Origin of the sequence: Paenibacillus camerounensis (genome assembly GCF_000723885.1) — a bacterium.
Lineage (GTDB): Bacteria > Bacillota > Bacilli > Paenibacillales > Paenibacillaceae > Paenibacillus_AQ > Paenibacillus_AQ camerounensis.
In genome coordinates this window covers 1-17,536 of record NZ_CCDG010000045.1, presented here as the reverse complement: position 1 = coordinate 17,536, position 17,536 = coordinate 1, and the positions used below count along the sequence as shown (strand labels likewise).

Sequence of the window (17,536 nt, the reverse complement as noted above, 5' to 3'; positions counted from 1 at the left end):
ATGGCGAACAATGTAATCACAGGTCTGACCTGCAGCGACATCCTGTTGATTCCCGATCTTAAGGAGGCAGTAGTGCTTGCCGGAGCGGGCGGTTTGCACCGTTACATAAATCGCGTAAATGTGATGGAGGTTCCTGATGTCATAGATTGGGTCCGGCCGGGGGAATTCCTGATTACCAGCGGCTTCCCCTTCCGTGACCAGCCGGATTTGATTTCAGACATGATTCCGCAGCTGAACCAGAAGGGTGTCTCCGCCCTTGGGATCAAAACCAAACGGTTTATTGATGAGGTTCCGGCCAGGGCGCTTGAGCTTGCCGACCAGCTGGATTTCCCGATTTTTGAGCTGCCCTCGTCCACATCATTCTCTGATGTAGTCAGGGATATCATGGAGCGGGTGCTGGTTCAGGAGGCCAGGGAGCTCTCCCAGCTCCAGAGCCGGTTTCAGAAGCTGTCGAAGCAGCTGCTGCATGGTGACGGCATTGAGGATTTTCTGCGCTCGCTGGACGGGATGCTGCACAATCCGATTGTGCTTCTGGATGATATGGACCATCTGTTCTGCTCACCGCAGGCGGAGGAGCTGAAATTCCACCGCCAGTCACCGGTCTGGCTTCAGCTCAGGGATGAGGCGGGTCTGGGTATCTGCTTCATTACCCTTGGGGAACGGCGGATCAGGGCTTATGTGTCTGCAGTCAATGACAAGCAGATGAACCAGTGCCTGCTTATACTGCTCGAATGGAACCAGGAGCTGACTATGGTCGATCAGCTGACTATAGACCGGGTAGGCGTTCTGGTCGGACTGGAAATGATCAATGCGAATGCCCGCAGAGAAGTTGAGCTGAAGTACGTGGACCAGTTCCTGCAGGACTGGATCAGCGGCAGAATTGTGGCTGGTGAGGATCTCAAGCTGAGAGCAGAGGCCTGCGGCTGTCCGCTGCCTGATCTGGCAATGACTGCAGCAGTGGTCGGCTGGCTGGATATGAGGCCTGAGGTGAAGCAGCTGCAGCAGGCCGTGAAGAGAATCAGAACAAGGCCGGATTTACAGCATGTGAAAATGACGATCATTGAAGGCGAGCTTGCGGTCACGATTGCTGATCGAGGGGACATCCTACTGTCTGATACGCTGCAGCGCCTGCTAACGGAGCTTAGTGCGGTTTGTGCCAAGGATACATTTGTCTTCTGTATCGGAGACAAGGTCAGCCGCCCTGATCTGGTGCATTTCAGCTATGAGTCAGCGAAGAAGATCTATCATATCCGTGAGATTTGCGGTTTCCGTGAACCGTTCATAGATTATAGAAAGCTGGGCGTCTTCAGGCTGCTGTACCATTTGCCGGAGCTTGAAGAAATCCGGGATTACCGGGATCAGTATCTGATTCCCCTGCTGGATTACGACAGCAAGCACAACGTATCCCTGCTGCAGACGCTAACCCAGTACTTCAAGAACAGCCGCAATGTAAAAAAAACCTCAGCCGCATTGTTCACGCATTATAATACCGTGACCTACAGGATTGAACGTGCCTGTGAGCTGCTGAACCTGAACTCAGATGACGGGGACGATATGCTTGAGCTTCAGTTGGCCCTTAAGCTGCATGAGATGAGGCCCTATGAGAAGCAGCGTAACCCACAGAATAGGAGATGAAAGATATGGCTATGGCCGAATTGCCGCTCAAGCTGTCTGCGGGATGGCTGCGGGACCAATACAGAAGCGGAGCACTCACGCCGGAAAAGGTTATCCGCGAGATTATCCGGCGTTCACAGCAGGATCTGGAGCTGAACATTTGGATTGAGCCGCCGGATTACGGGCGGATACAGCCTTATCTGGAGGCAATAAGCCATAGGGACATCGAGGAGTATCCGCTCTGGGGAATTCCGTTTGCAGTCAAGGATAATATAGATGTGCAGGGCTTCCCTACCACAGCTGCTTGCCCGCAATTCAGCTATATACCGGACAGACATTCCTCTGTGGTGGAGCGCTTAGTCGGTGCCGGGGCGATTCCTGTAGGCAAAAGCAACCTGGATCAATTCGCCACCGGACTGGTCGGCACAAGAAGCCCGCATGGGGCTGTGCATAACGCGCTCAGACCGGAATATATCAGCGGCGGCTCCAGCTCCGGCTCGGCAGTTGCTGTTGCACGCGGCCAGGTAGTCTTCTCGCTTGGCACGGATACTGCCGGATCGGGGCGTGTGCCTGCGGCACTGAATGGTCTGGTAGGGTATAAGCCCAGCCTGGGAGCCTGGCCCACCTTGGGAGTAGTCCCGGCGTGCGCAAGCCTGGACTGTGTCACGGTGTTCGCGAACAGCCTCGAGGAGGCGCTGCTGGTTGACCGGCAGGTACGCGGCCTGGATGTCTCCGATCCCTGGTCCCGCAGCATCCCCCGGCAGGCGGACCGTCGTCCTGCCAGACTGCTGTTCCCGGCAGAGCCGCTTGGCTTCTATGGCCCTCATGAGGAGGAATACCGGCTGGCCTGGCAGGCAGCAGGCGAATTTCTGAAGAAGCTGGGTATTCCAATAGAATACGTGGATTGTACGATGTTCTTCGAAGCGGCATCCATCCTGTACGATGGTCCCTGGGTGGCAGAGCGCTGGGCCGGTCTGGGAGCATTTGTTGAGAATAACCGCGCCGCTGTGCTTCCTGTAACAGAACAGATTTTATCGTCAGGAAACGGGGAACGGCATACAGCCTCCAGCTTGTTCCAGGCCATGCACCGGCTGCAGGAGTACAAGGCTAAATCCCGCGAGCTGCTGCAGGATGCGGTGCTGGTCATGCCCACCTGTGGAGGAACCTGGACCAGAGAGCAGGTGGAGCTGAATCCCGTCGGCGCCAATTCGGAGATGGGCCGCTACACCAATCACTGCAATTTGCTTGATCTGTCTGCAGTGGCCGTTCCTGCCGGAGAAGCAGCGCAGGATTTGCCGTTCGGAATAACTTTATTCGCGCTGGCGGACAGCGAGCATCTGCTGGCAGGAATGGCAAGGCATTACCTGGGAGATTCCGGGCTGAAGGATACGGAGCCAGTTGGAGCGGCTGAAACGGAGGAAATAGCGATACCGACTGCTGTACAGCAATATACAACAATCGCCGTCTGCGGCCTGCACATGCAGGGCTATCCGCTCGAGAAGCAGATGACCGGCCATGGCGCTTATTTCTGGCGTGAGACGAGAACGGCGCCTTGCTATGACATGATCAGACTGCAGACTGTTCCTGCCAAGCCCGGGCTGATTAAGAAAGCTCAAGGGGGAGCAGCGATTCAGCTTGAGCTATGGAAGATGCCGGTTCAATCGGTCGGCGCATTTGCAGCCCTGATTCCCGCGCCGCTGGGGCTTGGGAAGGTGGAGCTTGAGGACGGAAGTGAGGTTATAGGATTCATCTGTGAAGGCTATGCCGAGGCAGAAGCGGAAAATATAACGGCCAGCGGCGGCTGGCGTTATGCCTGATATTAATCCGGTTACCGGCCGGATTGACAACAAATTGTGAATTGGCTATACTTTCTGTAATCTTATAGTTTGTATACGTTGAATGAGCGCAGTAGCAGCTTAGTCCCTGTCACAGAAAGCCGGGGGGTGATGGAACCCGGTACACACGAGGGCTGCGAAATACACTCTGGAGTATCTTGGGTAATGCCAAGCGGAATCAAGCGAACGATAACTCGCTTATGAGTGGTATGGACCGGCTGATTTTTGGCTGTCTGTGCAATTTGGGTGGTAACACGGTTAATTCAATCGTCCCTGTGTCTGAATAGACAAGGGGCGATTTTTTTTGCGTTTGCCGGGCTGGCGGACTGTGTGACATAAAATCAGAGATTGGCGGTCCGCGGACTTTTAGCCGTATCACCGGGTGGCGCTCACCCTCCAACGTATCCCGCTAACCATACTGATCACTAACAAAGGGGCTGTACATGTTGAATATTATTGATGAACTGGAATGGCGCGATGCCATTAATCAGCAGACGGATGCGGAAGGACTGCGCGAATTAACGAATACTAAGGCGGTTTCACTGTACTGCGGTGTAGACCCGACCGGAGACAGTATGCATATCGGGCATCTGATCCCGTTTATGGTGCTCAGACGCTTTCAGCTGGCAGGACACCGTCCGGTGATCCTGATCGGCGGAGCTACCGGAACGATCGGCGATCCGAGCGGACGCCAGAGCGAGCGCTCCCTGCAGACACTGGAGCAGGTACAGGAGAATGTGGATGCGCTGACTGCGCAGATGAAGAAGCTGTTTATCTCCGAGGATGACGCCAATCAGGTCCGACTGGTCAACAACTACGACTGGACCAAGAACATTAATGTCATTGAGTTCCTGCGCGATTTCGGCAAAAACTTCAGCATCAACACGATGCTCGCCAAAGATGTTGTCTCCAGCCGTCTGGACAGCGGGATTTCGTTCACCGAGTTCTCGTACCAGATTCTGCAGTCGATCGACTACCTACACCTGTACAAGCATGAGGATGTACAGCTGCAGATCGGCGGCTCCGATCAATGGGGCAATATTACAAGCGGTCTGGATCTGATCCGTAAAAAAGAAGGCAATGAAGCCAAAGCATTCGGTCTGACCATCCCGCTGATGCTTAAGGCTGACGGAACCAAGTTCGGCAAAACCGCCGGCGGCGCTGTGTGGCTCGATCCGAAGAAAACTACCCCTTACGAGTTCTACCAGTTCTGGGCGAACACAGATGACCGGGACGTAATCAAATACCTCAAGTACTTCACGTTCCTTAGCAAAGAGGAAATTGAAGCACTGGCCGCCAAGGTAGAATCCGAGCCGCACAAGCGCGAAGCTCAGAAGGCGCTGGCGGAAGAAATGACCCGGTTCGTACACGGTGAAGAGCTGCTGGAGCAGGCCAAGCGTATTACTGCCGCGCTGTTCAGCGGCGATATCCGTTCCCTGACTGCCGATGAGATTGAGGAAGGCTTCAAGGAAATGCCTACCTTTACCGCTACTAACGAAACGAAGAATATCGTGGAATGGCTGGTTGACCTTGGCATCGAGCCGTCCAAGCGCCAGGCGCGTGAGGACATCACCAAAGGTGCAATCTCGATCAACGGCGAACGTGTCAATGAATTGGAGGTTGATATTACCGCTGAGCACGCTATCGGCGGCAGGTTCATCATCGTCCGTAAGGGCAAGAAAAACTACAGCCTGGTAAAACTGGTTTAATCCGCAGCTGATAAGTTAGGCGGCAAAAGCAAACAAAAAAGGCTATCCCGGTCATTTCGCATGACCAGGGGATAGCCTTTTTTGTTTTGGTCGCAAGGAAGCCCGCTCGTTTGCTCGGCTGGCGGTGCTGTTAGAGGGGGAAATCCCGCTATAAAGGCGGCAGCGTCCGCCTCTCCTTCTTCTCGGTGATGCACTTGCCCTGTTTCGCAGGTAATGGCACAGCATCATGAATGAGCCGGTTTGAAATAACTGTACTTTCTGCAACTAAACTAGGCTAATTAGCTTTGTTGCAGGTTTTAACTGTACTCTATACATTTATATTTGCTGAAAACGACCCGAACCGGCTTTTTTGCGAAAAATAGATGTACAGAGTACAGTTATCTCCTTAAAATGACGGAATTCCCCTGTTTTAATTGCACAAACTACACTTAAAACTCATTTGGCTCCGAAACGACTGACTACGGTTAGCGCTTTGGCAAGGCAGATCCATCCGCTGCTCAACGCTTTACCTAAGGCGGGAACAGGAGACGGTTTGTTAGCCTCTTAATAACATTCTATATATAGCTGCGCATCTTCCTATTCTCCCTAGCAGGCCCCAAGCTTAGTCTGCCCGTTGTTCCTGCTAGTTTTCCAGGTGTTCCAGTTTAGTCTTCAAGCTGCTCGAGCTCATCCTCCAGCCCGGCCAGCTTTTTCCGGATGGCGCCGGCAAGCTCCGCGTCACCAGCTTGTTCAGCTTGTGCCAATGCATCCTGAGCCCTGCTGATCTGATCCTCCAGATAGGTGTAGTCGGATGAAGCGCCGGTGCGCGCTGAGCGTTGAGAGTAGGTCATGCTTCACACTCCTTTTTTACATAGTAGGACCATCATTTCGGCTGTCGCCGCCGTAAGCTCATGATACAAGCTTTCGGCGATGTGCTCAACCGGTGCCCTCATGAAAAGGTCTCCCGTCAACAGAAATGAATCCGACCCGGAAGAACAAAAAGCGACATAATTCACAGACAGCAAGGCCGTTCTGGTTTAACCATAAGATATAATCAAAAATTAAAGCTAATATTTTTAGAAAAGTTTATAAGGGAGCTTCCCGCACAGAAAGGTTGTTATACATAATGAAAGCTGTATCGTTTCACACATTGGACGAAGCCACACGTCATCTGGAAGCGCTGGGTGAGCGCCGCGGCCTGGTGCTGTTCGCTTCGGCTGCTGCTGTCCGGCAATTGTCTCCGCTGGCTCCGCCGCGTGTTCTGCTCTGCTCGACCAAAGGAGAGTATACTCCGGAGGGCTACCGGAGCGGCGTTGTTACCGGCTTTGAATATGATGCCTCTATCGCCGAAATTACAGAAATTGTACAGCCGCCCGTTCTGAGCAGTGCCAGGCTGAAGGCCGCTTATCTTAAGGTAAAAAACAACGCCAATGCCTTCCTGCTGCTGCTGTGTGACGGAACAGCGGGGATGGAGGAGACGATTCTCTCCTCATTGTTCTTCGTTGAACCGGATTTCAAGGTTATTGGCGGGAGTGCAGCGGATGATGAGAACGGAGAGGCTTACATCTTCATAGGCAGCCGCCGTGTTCAGAACCTTGGCGTATTCTTCGACATGTCTGTCCGCACCACACTGGTTAAAGAGAATATTTATGTCCCGACCGGCAATACGCTGCTGGTTACAGAAGCCGATGTGTTCGCGAGAACCGTGTATTCGTTCAACGGGCGTCCGGCTTCTGAGGAGTATGCACGCGCGCTTGGCGTTCCGGAAGGAGAGCTGGACCGGCATTTCCTCAGCAATCCGCTGGGTAAAAGGTATGCCGATGATCTGATCATATCTTCCCCGATGACAGTGAATCCCGATCAGTCCGTCACTTTTTACAGTCAGATTATGTCCAGTACTTATGTAGAGGTGCTTAATCCGGCAGATCCGCTGGCGGTGCTTGAAGAGACTCTGGAGACAAGCCCGTACAAGCCTTCCTTTGTGCTCAATATTAACTGTACTTTGCGGGACCAGCTGTTCACCAGGGATAACTTGTGGGCGGCGTTCGATGAGAAGATGCTCAGCTTCTGCGGCAACACTACAGGCTTCATCAGCTACGGAGAGCAATATTATAAAAAGCATGCCAACCAGACCATGATACTGCTGCTGGTTGAATAGGGGGAATCATATATGGAATGGATTAACAAACTGCGCTCTTTCTGGATAACATCAAAGTCAGATCATGAGATCATGATCCCGGGAGCTGCTATACCTGCAGGAGCAGTTACTGAAGCTGACACCGCACCTGTACCTGCTGTACCTGCACCTGTATCTTACGGTATTCATGCCTATGCCTTGGCTGAGCAGATCCGCCGCGAAACCGGGGCTATTCTTCAGCAGGAGGGACAAATGGTCGAGGAGTTTGCAGCTCTGCGGGCAGGTGGCGGCGAATTAATCACCCAGGTCGGCGGAACCCAGCAGCTGCTGGAGCATCTGAAGGCGAACAGCGGACTGACTGAGAATCTGATCAATGATATGTACGGCAGCCTGTCCTTTTCCTCCAACAAAATCGAATTTGCCAAGGAATCCAACCTCCAGATTGCTGCCGAAATGCAGAAGGCATCTGCGGTATTTACGGAATTCGTTACATTGAACGAAGAGCTGCGCCGGCATTTCACCAGCATTGAACAGCTTGCCAGATTCATTACCGAAATCGCCGAGCAGACGAATCTGCTGTCGCTTAATGCGGCGATTGAAGCAGCCCGGGCAGGCGAACATGGGCGCGGCTTCGCCGTTGTCTCAAGTGAGATCCGTAAGCTTGCCGACAGCACACGCAGCCATGTAAAAGAAATTATGGGCTCGCTCACAGGAATGACCGATGTAATGGAGCAGCTGCACAGCAAATCCGCTGATGGCACCAGGGCGATGGCCGAAACGGCCGGGCAGATCAGCCAGTCAACCGTATATATGAACGAGATTGTGGAGGCGGAGGAAGAGGTATTTGAACATCTGGAGAAAATCCAGGTATCTCAGGAGAGCAGCATGGAGGATGTCGAGCAGATCAACGGCGACCTGCTGCGTATTCTGGAGAAATCAGGCCAGGATTCCGACCAGTTCCAGAAGCTCGTAATGGCTGTCCAGCAAAAAGCCGATCACTATCAGCAGCTGCTCAACCATCTGCATCAGATAGAGCAGCTGCAGCAGCTTGATGAAGCGCAAAGCGTGCACTGAGCAGCTACAGCGTATGGAATGGCGATACAGCAAACCCGCAGCCGGCAGAGTTCGGGCTGCGGGTTTTTGCTGTAATTACGCCAGGGAGTCGGTATGATAGAGACGCTGTTTATGCTATAGTTAACAGTAAGCTTTACGAAGTGACAGCAGACCTGAAAGGGAGTACTTCATGACACAGTTTGTCTACAAGCAGATTATTGATGACCTCAAAATGAAAATTTTTGCCGGAGACTACCCGGATATGCGCCTGCCGGATGAACGTACGCTCAGTGAGACGTATGAGGTCAGCCGCAGCTCAATCAAACGCGCACTCGCCAAGATGGAGAGTGTCGGCATTATTTTCAAAAAACGGGGCTCAGGCACCTTTATCAATCCCTTGTACATAAAAAATGAATCGATCTTTAATTATGAAGGCTCCAATCTGGGAGTCACCGACAATTTCCAGATGCACGGCACCAAGCCCAAAGTCAAAGTGCTGAATTTCGAGGTCATCCCTCCGACCAAAGAGCTGCAGCGGGATTTATTCCTCGGGCCCCATGATTTCGTATACCGGATCGTCCGGCTCCGTCTGTTCGACGACGAACCGTTCATGATTGAGACCGGTTATATCCCGATCAAAATTGTTCAGGACCTCAATCAGACAATTATCGAAGGCTCGATCTTTAATTATCTGGAGGATTCGCGCAATCTCGCGGTGACCAAATCTTTCCTGTCTGTGTTTGCAGAACCGTCCGAGCCGGGTGACCAGGAGCTGCTTAATCTGGCGCCGAATGAGCCTGTCAGCATCATGGAGGGGATTTTCTTTCTTGATAACGGCACTCCGCTTGAATTCTCCCATATGAGATTCCACTACAAATATCTGAAATTTAATACCTTTGTATCGGTTACTTAAGCGCAGGTCCGGGAAATTGTCCCGGGCCTTTTTTGAAATATAAGAATTTTTTATATGTTTTACGCTATCCATAATCCTTATCTTTCTCGCAGGAACGGTTACCGCCTTCTCTGAAGGACGGCATAGCCGTTTCTACTTGTTCTCAACATAACAGTAATCCTCCTCTAACAAATAGCCTTTAGGTTTCGTTGAATGTAAAAAACTGGCGAAAGACATAGCGGTAGAGTGTTTTCCCAGACAATTACCTGCACATTTCATACTATGTTCAAAATTTCACAAAATTGGACCGTATCACTTGTCTAAAAGGTTGTATTTATTTTTTTCGGAGGTATGATGTACCTGTAGAGAGAAAAGATTGGCAAATATAAATACAATCCATTAGGGAGTGGAGAAAATGGGATTATCGACCATGAGTGTTGATTACTCATCAAAAACGTATTTGGAGAAGCTTGACGCTTACTGGCGGGCAACGAACTATATTTCTGTAGGGCAGCTGTATTTAAAGGATAATCCGTTGTTAAGAGAACCTTTGAAGGATGCTGACGTTAAAATCAAACCGATCGGGCACTGGGGAACGATTCCCGGCCAGAACTTCATTTATGCTCACCTCAACCGCGTTATTACCAAATATGATCTGAATATGTTCTATATAGAAGGACCGGGCCACGGCGGCCAGGTTATGGTGTCCAACTCCTATCTGGATGGCAGCTACACCGAAATTTACCCGGAAATTACCCAGGATATCCCTGGTCTCAAAAAACTGTTCAAGCAATTCTCGTTCCCTGGCGGCGTAGCTTCCCATGCTGCTCCAGAAACTCCGGGATCCATTCATGAAGGCGGAGAGCTAGGTTATTCCTTATCCCACGGCGCTGGAGCTATTCTGGATAACCCGGATCTGATCTCGGCTGTAGTTGTCGGAGACGGTGAAGCAGAGACCGGACCGCTGGCTGCTTCCTGGTTCTCCAACCGTTTCATCAACCCTGTAACCGATGGCGCTGTGCTGCCGATTCTGCACTTGAACGGCTTCAAGATCAGCAACCCGACCATCCTGTCCCGTCAATCGAAGGAAGAAATTACCGCCTACTTCACAGGCATGGGCTGGGAGCCGTTCTTTGTTGAAGGCGAAGACCCTGAACAAATGCACCCGGAAATGGCTAAGGTCCTCGATACTATCGTTGAAAGAATTGCAGCTATTCAGAAAAATGCGCGTGAACATAACGACCTTACCCGTCCGGTATGGCCGATGCTCGTCTTCCGTTCCCCTAAAGGCTGGACTGGACCTGCGCAGTGGGATGGCGTGCCTAATACAGGTTCGTTCCGTGCCCATCAGGTGCCGATTCCGGTGGACCAGAAGAATATGAAGCATGCTCCGGCGCTGCTGGATTGGATGCACAGCTATAAACCGGAAGAGCTGTTCGATGAGAACGGCCGCCTGAATGCTGAACTTGCTGAAATCCTGCCTACCGGCGACAGACGTATGGGAATGAATCCTGTTACTAATGCGGGCAATTTGATCAAGGACCTGAATCTGCCTGACTTTGCCGACTATGCGCTGGACAATGCTGTTCCGGGTCAAGTGGTGGCACAGGATATGGCTGTTCTCGGTAAATACCTGAAAGAGGTAGTCCTGCGTAATGAGCCTAACCGTAACTTCCGGATCTTCGGACCGGACGAAACGATGTCCAACCGTCTGGCACCTGTGTTCGAAGTGACCAAACGCCAATGGCTGGATCAGGTTATTGAACCAAATGATGAATTCCTGGCTTCCTACGGCCGTGTTATTGACTCCCAGTTGTCGGAGCATCAGGCGGAAGGCTTATTGGAAGGCTATGTGCTGACTGGACGCCACGGCTTCTTCCACAGCTATGAAGCGTTCCTGCGTGTGGTGGATTCGATGATTACCCAGCACTTCAAATGGCTGCGCAAGGCAACCGATCAGGGCTGGCGCGCCGATATCCCGTCCCTGAATGTTGTGGCAACCTCGACTGTATTCCAGCAGGATCACAACGGCTACACTCACCAGGATCCGGGTCTTTTAGGCCACTTGGCTGATAAAAAACCAGAATTCATCCGTGAATATCTGCCGGCGGATGCGAACTCCCTGCTGGCTGTATTCGGCACTGTGCTGAATGACCGCCAAAAGATCAACCTGATCGTATCCTCCAAGCATCCGCGTCCGCAGTGGTTCAGTGTAGCAGAAGCGCAGGAGCTGGTTGATAAAGGCCTGAAGATTATTGACTGGGCAAGCACTGACAAGGGCGGCGAGCCGGATGTGGTCTTTGCTTCCGCAGGTACAGAGCCAACGATTGAAGCCCTGGCGGCTATCTCTATCCTCAATGAGAAATTGCCTGAGCTCAAAATCCGTTATATCAACGTAGTGGACCTGCTGAAGCTGAGAAGCCGGAAGCTTGATCCGCGCGGCTTGTCCGACGAAGAGTTTGATCAATTTTTCACAAAAGATAAACCGGTCATCTTCGCGTTCCACGGCTATGAAGGCCTAATCAAGGACCTGTTCTTCGACCGTCACAATCACAATCTGCATGTGCACGGCTACCGCGAGAACGGCGACATTACCACTCCGTTCGATATGCGCGTGCTGAACCAGATGGACCGCTTCGATCTGACTAAGGAAGCTGTACTGAGCTTGCCGGAGTCTGCCGGGCATTCTGCTATTGCGGCTGAAATGGATGCTATGGTCAAGAAGCACAATGCCTTTATCCGCGAAGAAGGCATTGACCTGCCGGAGGTTGAAAGCTGGGTCTGGAAGGGCTTGAAATAAGGTTTGTATATTGGATTGAAGGCCTGCTCCCTTGCCGGGGGCAGGTTTTTTTTGCGGATAATTAAGCATTTTGCGATTAAAGTAAAATCTTGCACCGAATGTCCCAAATGACCGTAGTAGCAGTTATACGCACTTATGGGATTAATTAACTCTTATACCAGCGTTACAAAAGGAGGCTGTACATGTATATGCAAAGATTGTTTGCCTTATTTAAGCCGCCGGTTATTTGTCTGATGGCTATGTTATTACTGCTGTCTGCCGGAGTTCCTGCCTATGCGGCAGAAGGAGAAGTGCCGGCCAATGATGAGAGCCCTTCCGGAATCAGGCTGTCTTCACTGGAAACCGTTATTGATTCTTATATGACTCCTGCACGTATGGAGACGACTGGAGCGGTATCTGTTGCAATAGTTAAGAACGGTAACATTATATTAAACAAAGCCTACGGCTTAGCGGATGTTGAAAATAATACCGCCGCTGATACAGACACGGTATTTGAATGGGGTTCAGTGACGAAGCTACTGGTCTGGACGAGTGTCATGCAGCTGGTAGAGCAGGGAAAGCTGGAACTGCAGACAGATATCCGCGAGTATCTGCCGGAAGGCTTCCTAAAGAAGCTGAAGTATGATGAGCCGATTACGCTGCTTAACCTGATGAATCACAATGCTGGCTGGCAGGAGCAGTACACAGGTTTATATTTCTTGCAGGAAAAAGATGTCCCTGATCTGGCTGAGGCGCTACGGATCTTTGAACCCCGACAAGCTTACAAACCGGGTAGAGTAGTAGCCTATTCCAATTACGGTGCAGCGCTGGCAGGCTATATTGTTGAGCTGCAGAGCGGCCAGTCGTTTTATACATATGTTAATGAGCATATTTTTAGTGTTTTGGGTATGGAGCATACCTCTATTCATCCGTTACAGCAGGATAATCTGGCAGCCGGCATTGCAAGGGACAGGATTCAGGGCTATTCATCAGAACGGGAGCTGATACGGCAGAATCAATTGCCTATCAGTATTTATCCGGCAGGGGCTGCACTCGGAACAACGGCAGATGCAGCAAAGTTCATGGCCGCGATTGTCCCGCCAGCTGACAGCACGAGCCCGCTGTTTCAGAGTAATGCAACACTTGAGGAAATGCTGACTCCAAGCCTGATGTATGAAGGCACTGATATGGCAAGGATTGCCCACGGCTTTCTCGTAAACGAACACGCAGTCCGCACGCTGGAGCATGGGGGCAATACGACGGCTTTTACAAGCAATTTTGTGTTTGACCCTGTCTCTGAATTCGGGATGATCGTGATGACGAATCAGAAGAATGAAGGGCAATTTACTACGGGGCTGGTTGACATCGTTTTTGGCACCTATAGACCGGAGACTTACAGCGGTAAGCTGCCGGACACTACTGAGGTCGCTGGGACCTATCTTCCGGCACGGCGGGCAGTTCACGGCTTCGGGAAGATGTATGCCTACTTTAATACGGCGGACATTGTTGCTGTAAATAACCGCACGTATAACTGGAATGAACAGCCCTCCAGCCAATTTGCACCGGATGCATACTCTAAGGTATACTGGTCGGCCAATGAATACTTTGTAAGAAATGATCAGGGCGAGGTTGAAAAGCTTTCTATTCAGAGCAGTGATTATTTTCGCCTGACAGGTCTGGCTTTGTATAGTGTAAGAATTACGCTGATTGCTCTTGTGCTTGGGATAACGTATACCCTGTTTGCACTTATTAACGGATTGTTGCACTTCAGTAGACGTACATTCAAAAGAATGGCCGGATCGTTACCCGGCTTGGAAAAGTACCATTTAATAATCAATGCTTCCAGTCTGCTTCTGGTTCTGAATATTGTTATTCTGGCCTATCGTAATATTGGCTTAACATCCTACGCTACAGTTAGAGTTCATCTAATAATAAACATTCTCTATTGTCTGCTGACCGCCGGATACATAGTAATGCTTCTCCTGAAGCTGCGGCGCTCGGACAGCAGAAGAGTGAGAAAAGTATTGTACGTGCTGTCCGGGCTGTCGGCGGTATTGTTCAGCGCGCTGATCATCGGGTGGGATTTGTACTTTTAGTATGTAGGGCGGATGTATAGTTCAGACTGCGGCTGGTTAAAATTAGGTTGCAGATTTTTTGAAGAGTGGTTGACACCGTTTTCAGCTTGTGTTAAATTGTTTCCGAGGCTTGTTACCGGTAATGCGGGCAAAACCACAGTGGAAATGATTCTGTCATGTCCATTGTTGTTTTGCCCTTTTTTGATTCCTCAAACACAGGTGGGTTTATAGTGATCATCAAACAAATTTTTAACAACAACATCGTCAGCACGCTTGATGACAAGAACCAGGAGCTGCTTATCCTCGGCCGGGGTATCGGTTTCCAGTTCCGTGCAGGCGACACGATCGATGAGGGGCGGATTGAAAAAATCTTCCGTCTGCAGGACTCCTCCATCTACGAGCGCTTTAAGGCGATTGTTACCGAGGTGCCGATTGAAATTTTGCAGGTGACGGATGATATTGTCAGTCTGGCGCGCATGCAGCTGAATAAGCAGATCAGCGACGGGATTTATGTATCCCTGTCAGATCATATTAACTTTGCTGTACAGCGGATGGCGCGGGACCAGATTGTCCGTAACCCGTTGTCGTGGGAGGTGCAGCACTTCTATAAGGCGGAGTACGATGTGGCCAAGGAAGCGCTGACGATTCTCAGGGAGCGGCTGGGGATAGATTTTCCGAAAGATGAGATTTGCAATATTGCGCTTCATTTCATAAATGCTGAAGTCAATGATTCGATGAACGATGTGACGCATCTGATGCAATTGCTGCAGGAGATTATGAACATCATCAAATATCATTTCAGTGTGGATCTGGATGAGGACAGCGTCAACTATTTCCGGTTCATTACGCATCTTAAATATTTCTGCCAGCGGGTCATTACCCATTCCAGTCATGATGACACGGAGGAATATCTGTACGAGGTTGTCCGCAAGAATTACCCGGAGACCTTCAAAGGCATCATCAAGATCGAAACGTTTATCCTCAAAAACTATGATTATGTCATGACGCATTCCGAGCAGCTCTACCTGACACTGCATCTGGAGCGGCTGATGAAAAGTAAATAACAAGGGCTTGTTACTGTTCAATCAGGCAAAACCCGGATGAGGCACGGCACGCGCGAAGGCGCGGAGACTGTGTGTTCGTTCGGGTTTTTTAGTTGCCAAAAATAGGGGGAAGTAAGATGAAACATCAGGAAACAGCACAGCAAATCGTCCAGTCCGTGGGCGGGGTGGACAATGTCAACTCGGTGTACCACTGTGTAACCCGGCTGCGTTTTGAGCTTAAAGACAACAGCAAGGCCGATCAGGCTGCGCTCAAAAAGCTGGATATGGTCATGGGAACCAACATCTCAGGCGAGCAATTCCAGGTCATCATAGGTAACGATGTGCCGAAGGTCTTTGATGAGATGGTAAAAGCTTACCCGGCGCTCAAGCAAAGCGGCGAGGGCAGCAAAAAAAAGGATGGAAAGAAGCAGAACGTCATCCTGAAGATTTTTGAAACGATCGCAGGCGTCTTCGCGCCAATGCTGCCGGCAATCACAGCTGCAGGTATTCTCAAGGGTCTGCTGGCTCTGTTCGTAACACTGGAATGGCTGACAACCGGAACGGATACGTACCGGATTCTCTCCGCCATCGGTGACGGTGTGTTCTACTTCCTGCCGATTCTGATTGCCTTCAGCGCAGCCCGGAAATTCGGGAGCAATCCGTTTATTGCGGTTGGAGTAAGTGCGTCATTGATGTATCCGGACATGGGGGTGTTAATGTCGAGCGGTAATCCGGTTGCTTTTCTGAACATTCCGGTTACTGCGGTATCGTACGCTTCATCCGTTATTCCGATCCTGCTGGCAGTATGGCTGCTCTCTTATGTGGAAAAGACGGTGGACCGTTTCATCACGCCATCCCTTAAATTGCTGCTCGTTCCGTTAATTTCACTGCTTATTATGGTTCCTGTAACGCTGATTGCGATCGGACCGCTGGGAACCTTTATCGGCGACGGCCTGTCCGGCGGCATTAACTGGCTGCTGAATGAAGGCGGACTGATCTCCGGTATCGTCCTCGGGGGCGCAATGGCCCTGATTATTATGACGGGTATGCACTACGCGCTGGTTCCGGTTATCATCAGCAATCTGGCTACGCTTGGCTTCGACAAATTCCTGCCGCTGACCTATATCTCCAATATGGGACAGGCTGGTGCAACACTGGGCGTATTCTTCCGGGCAAAAGATAAAAAGCTGAAATCCGTAGCACTCTCCACCAGCTTCACCGCGCTTATGGGTGTTACCGAGCCGGCGATGTACGGTGTAAATATGAAATACAAAAAGCCGTTTATCGCGGCGATGATTGGTAGTGCGGCAGGGGGCGGCTTCGCGCTGGCTTTTGGAGCCAAGGCTTACGCACTTGCCGGTAACGGCGGTATTCCAGGTCTTCCGGGACTGGTCGGCCAGACGTTCTGGTACGCTTTTGGCGGGATGGTTATTGCCTTTGTAGTCGGCGCTGTCGTTACAGTGCTGCTTGGATTCCAGGAAGAGGCGGATGACGCTGCACAGATCTCCGGTAATATTGCAGCCAAACCGGCTAATGAGGCTCCGCAGTCTGCGGCTCCGGCAGCGGTAGAAGTTGAAGCAGCTTCCGCAACTGCAGACAGCACAGCATACGCACCTATGACAGGTAAAGCGATTCCTTTAAAAGAGGTCAACGACCCTACCTTTGGTGACGAGCTGATGGGCAAGGGGATTGCTTTTGTGCCGACAGTGGGTGAGCTGGTATCTCCGGTCAGCGGTACAGTAATGAATGTATTTAAAACCAAACATGCCATGGTCATCCGTGACCACAGCGGTATGGAGCTGCTGATCCATGTCGGCATCAATACGGTTAAGCTGCGCGGACAATTCTTCGAAGCACATGTGCAGACCGGTGATCAGGTGCAGGCCGGCGACAAGCTGCTTACCTTTGATCTGGAGCAGATTGCCCAGAACTATGATATTACTACCGCGATGGTTGTTACGAACACTGCAGACTACAAGCAGATTCTGCCGATTAAGCTGGGACCGGTTGGTTTTGGTGAGCCGGTGGTGCGGGCGGAGCTGTAGGCTGGGTGCTAAACGCTGCTACCTGTGGGCAGTATCAATAGACTACAGTAGACGGACCCGAATCCGTGCCTGACGTGCCAAAATCGGGAATTTCCCGGGCAATTAGATCAATTTTGTAGTACTAACCAGGAATGTATTAGAGGCGCAGCAGATACAGAGCACTTTTTACAAAAAATATTATATAGATTGATCTTGAAAACCTAAATTAAGGGAAAAGTGGCGGAGGAGAATTTTGGAACTGTAGGAGCGTTAGCGACCGCCTGAAAGCTTTTCGCAGAAAAGCTTGCTCCGGAAGCATAAGCTGTCTGCGGATTTCCACCGCGAACAGCGGTATCAAATCAAGAAATCTGCAGACAACAGCGGCCGGAAGTCCAA

11 protein-coding genes and 1 other annotated feature are annotated in these 17,536 nt (G+C 51.0%); of the genes, 10 read left to right on the top strand and 1 reads right to left on the bottom strand.

The window, feature by feature from the left end:
• From BN3772_RS17605 to tyrS, 3 genes are all read left to right on the top strand, one after another.
• Positions 1 to 1,635, top strand: coding sequence for a PucR family transcriptional regulator (locus BN3772_RS17605; protein WP_042201053.1), 1,635 nt, complete (start codon positions 1 to 3; stop codon positions 1,633 to 1,635).
• Positions 1,636 to 1,640: 5 nt separating this feature from the next.
• Positions 1,641 to 3,431 carry an allophanate hydrolase gene (atzF, locus tag BN3772_RS17600; RefSeq protein WP_042201052.1) on the top strand — a complete coding sequence of 597 codons (1,791 nt, stop codon included), beginning with the start codon at positions 1,641 to 1,643 and terminating at the stop codon, positions 3,429 to 3,431.
• A gap of 69 nt (positions 3,432 to 3,500) precedes the next feature.
• Positions 3,501 to 3,727: a binding site (T-box leader), on the top strand.
• Between the two features lie 168 nt (positions 3,728 to 3,895).
• Entirely contained in the window at positions 3,896 to 5,158 is a 1,263-nt protein-coding gene (gene tyrS / locus BN3772_RS17595; RefSeq protein WP_039878439.1) for a tyrosine--tRNA ligase, read from the top strand.
• 644 nt (positions 5,159 to 5,802) lie between these two features.
• Here the strand turns inward: tyrS and BN3772_RS17590 are convergent.
• Positions 5,803 to 5,988, bottom strand: a complete 186-nt coding sequence (locus BN3772_RS17590) for a hypothetical protein (RefSeq protein ID WP_042201051.1) — start codon at positions 5,986 to 5,988, stop codon at positions 5,803 to 5,805.
• Between the two features lie 275 nt (positions 5,989 to 6,263).
• On the opposite strand from BN3772_RS17590, the gene BN3772_RS17585 reads away from it, so the two are divergent.
• From BN3772_RS17585 to BN3772_RS17555, 7 genes are all read left to right on the top strand, one after another.
• Positions 6,264 to 7,295: an FIST signal transduction protein gene (locus BN3772_RS17585; protein ID WP_042201050.1), complete on the top strand. Its 1,032-nt coding sequence runs from the start codon at positions 6,264 to 6,266 to the stop codon at positions 7,293 to 7,295.
• A 12-nt stretch (positions 7,296 to 7,307) separates the two neighbouring features.
• On the top strand, positions 7,308 to 8,348 hold the full coding sequence (locus BN3772_RS31555) for a methyl-accepting chemotaxis protein (RefSeq protein ID WP_052380564.1): 1,041 nt from the start codon (positions 7,308 to 7,310) through the stop codon (positions 8,346 to 8,348).
• A gap of 169 nt (positions 8,349 to 8,517) precedes the next feature.
• Positions 8,518 to 9,240, top strand: coding sequence for a GntR family transcriptional regulator (locus tag BN3772_RS17575; RefSeq protein ID WP_042201049.1), 723 nt, complete (start codon positions 8,518 to 8,520; stop codon positions 9,238 to 9,240).
• A gap of 394 nt (positions 9,241 to 9,634) precedes the next feature.
• Positions 9,635 to 12,019, top strand: a complete 2,385-nt coding sequence (locus tag BN3772_RS17570) for a phosphoketolase family protein (RefSeq protein WP_209443665.1) — start codon at positions 9,635 to 9,637, stop codon at positions 12,017 to 12,019.
• A gap of 182 nt (positions 12,020 to 12,201) precedes the next feature.
• Entirely contained in the window at positions 12,202 to 14,094 is a 1,893-nt protein-coding gene (locus BN3772_RS17565) for a serine hydrolase domain-containing protein (RefSeq protein WP_052380563.1), read from the top strand.
• Between the two features lie 209 nt (positions 14,095 to 14,303).
• Positions 14,304 to 15,137: a BglG family transcription antiterminator LicT gene (licT, locus tag BN3772_RS17560; RefSeq protein WP_042201048.1), complete on the top strand. Its 834-nt coding sequence runs from the start codon at positions 14,304 to 14,306 to the stop codon at positions 15,135 to 15,137.
• Positions 15,138 to 15,253: 116 nt separating this feature from the next.
• Entirely contained in the window at positions 15,254 to 17,161 is a 1,908-nt protein-coding gene (locus BN3772_RS17555) for a beta-glucoside-specific PTS transporter subunit IIABC (RefSeq protein ID WP_042201047.1), read from the top strand.
• Positions 17,162 to 17,536 lie beyond the last annotated feature (375 nt).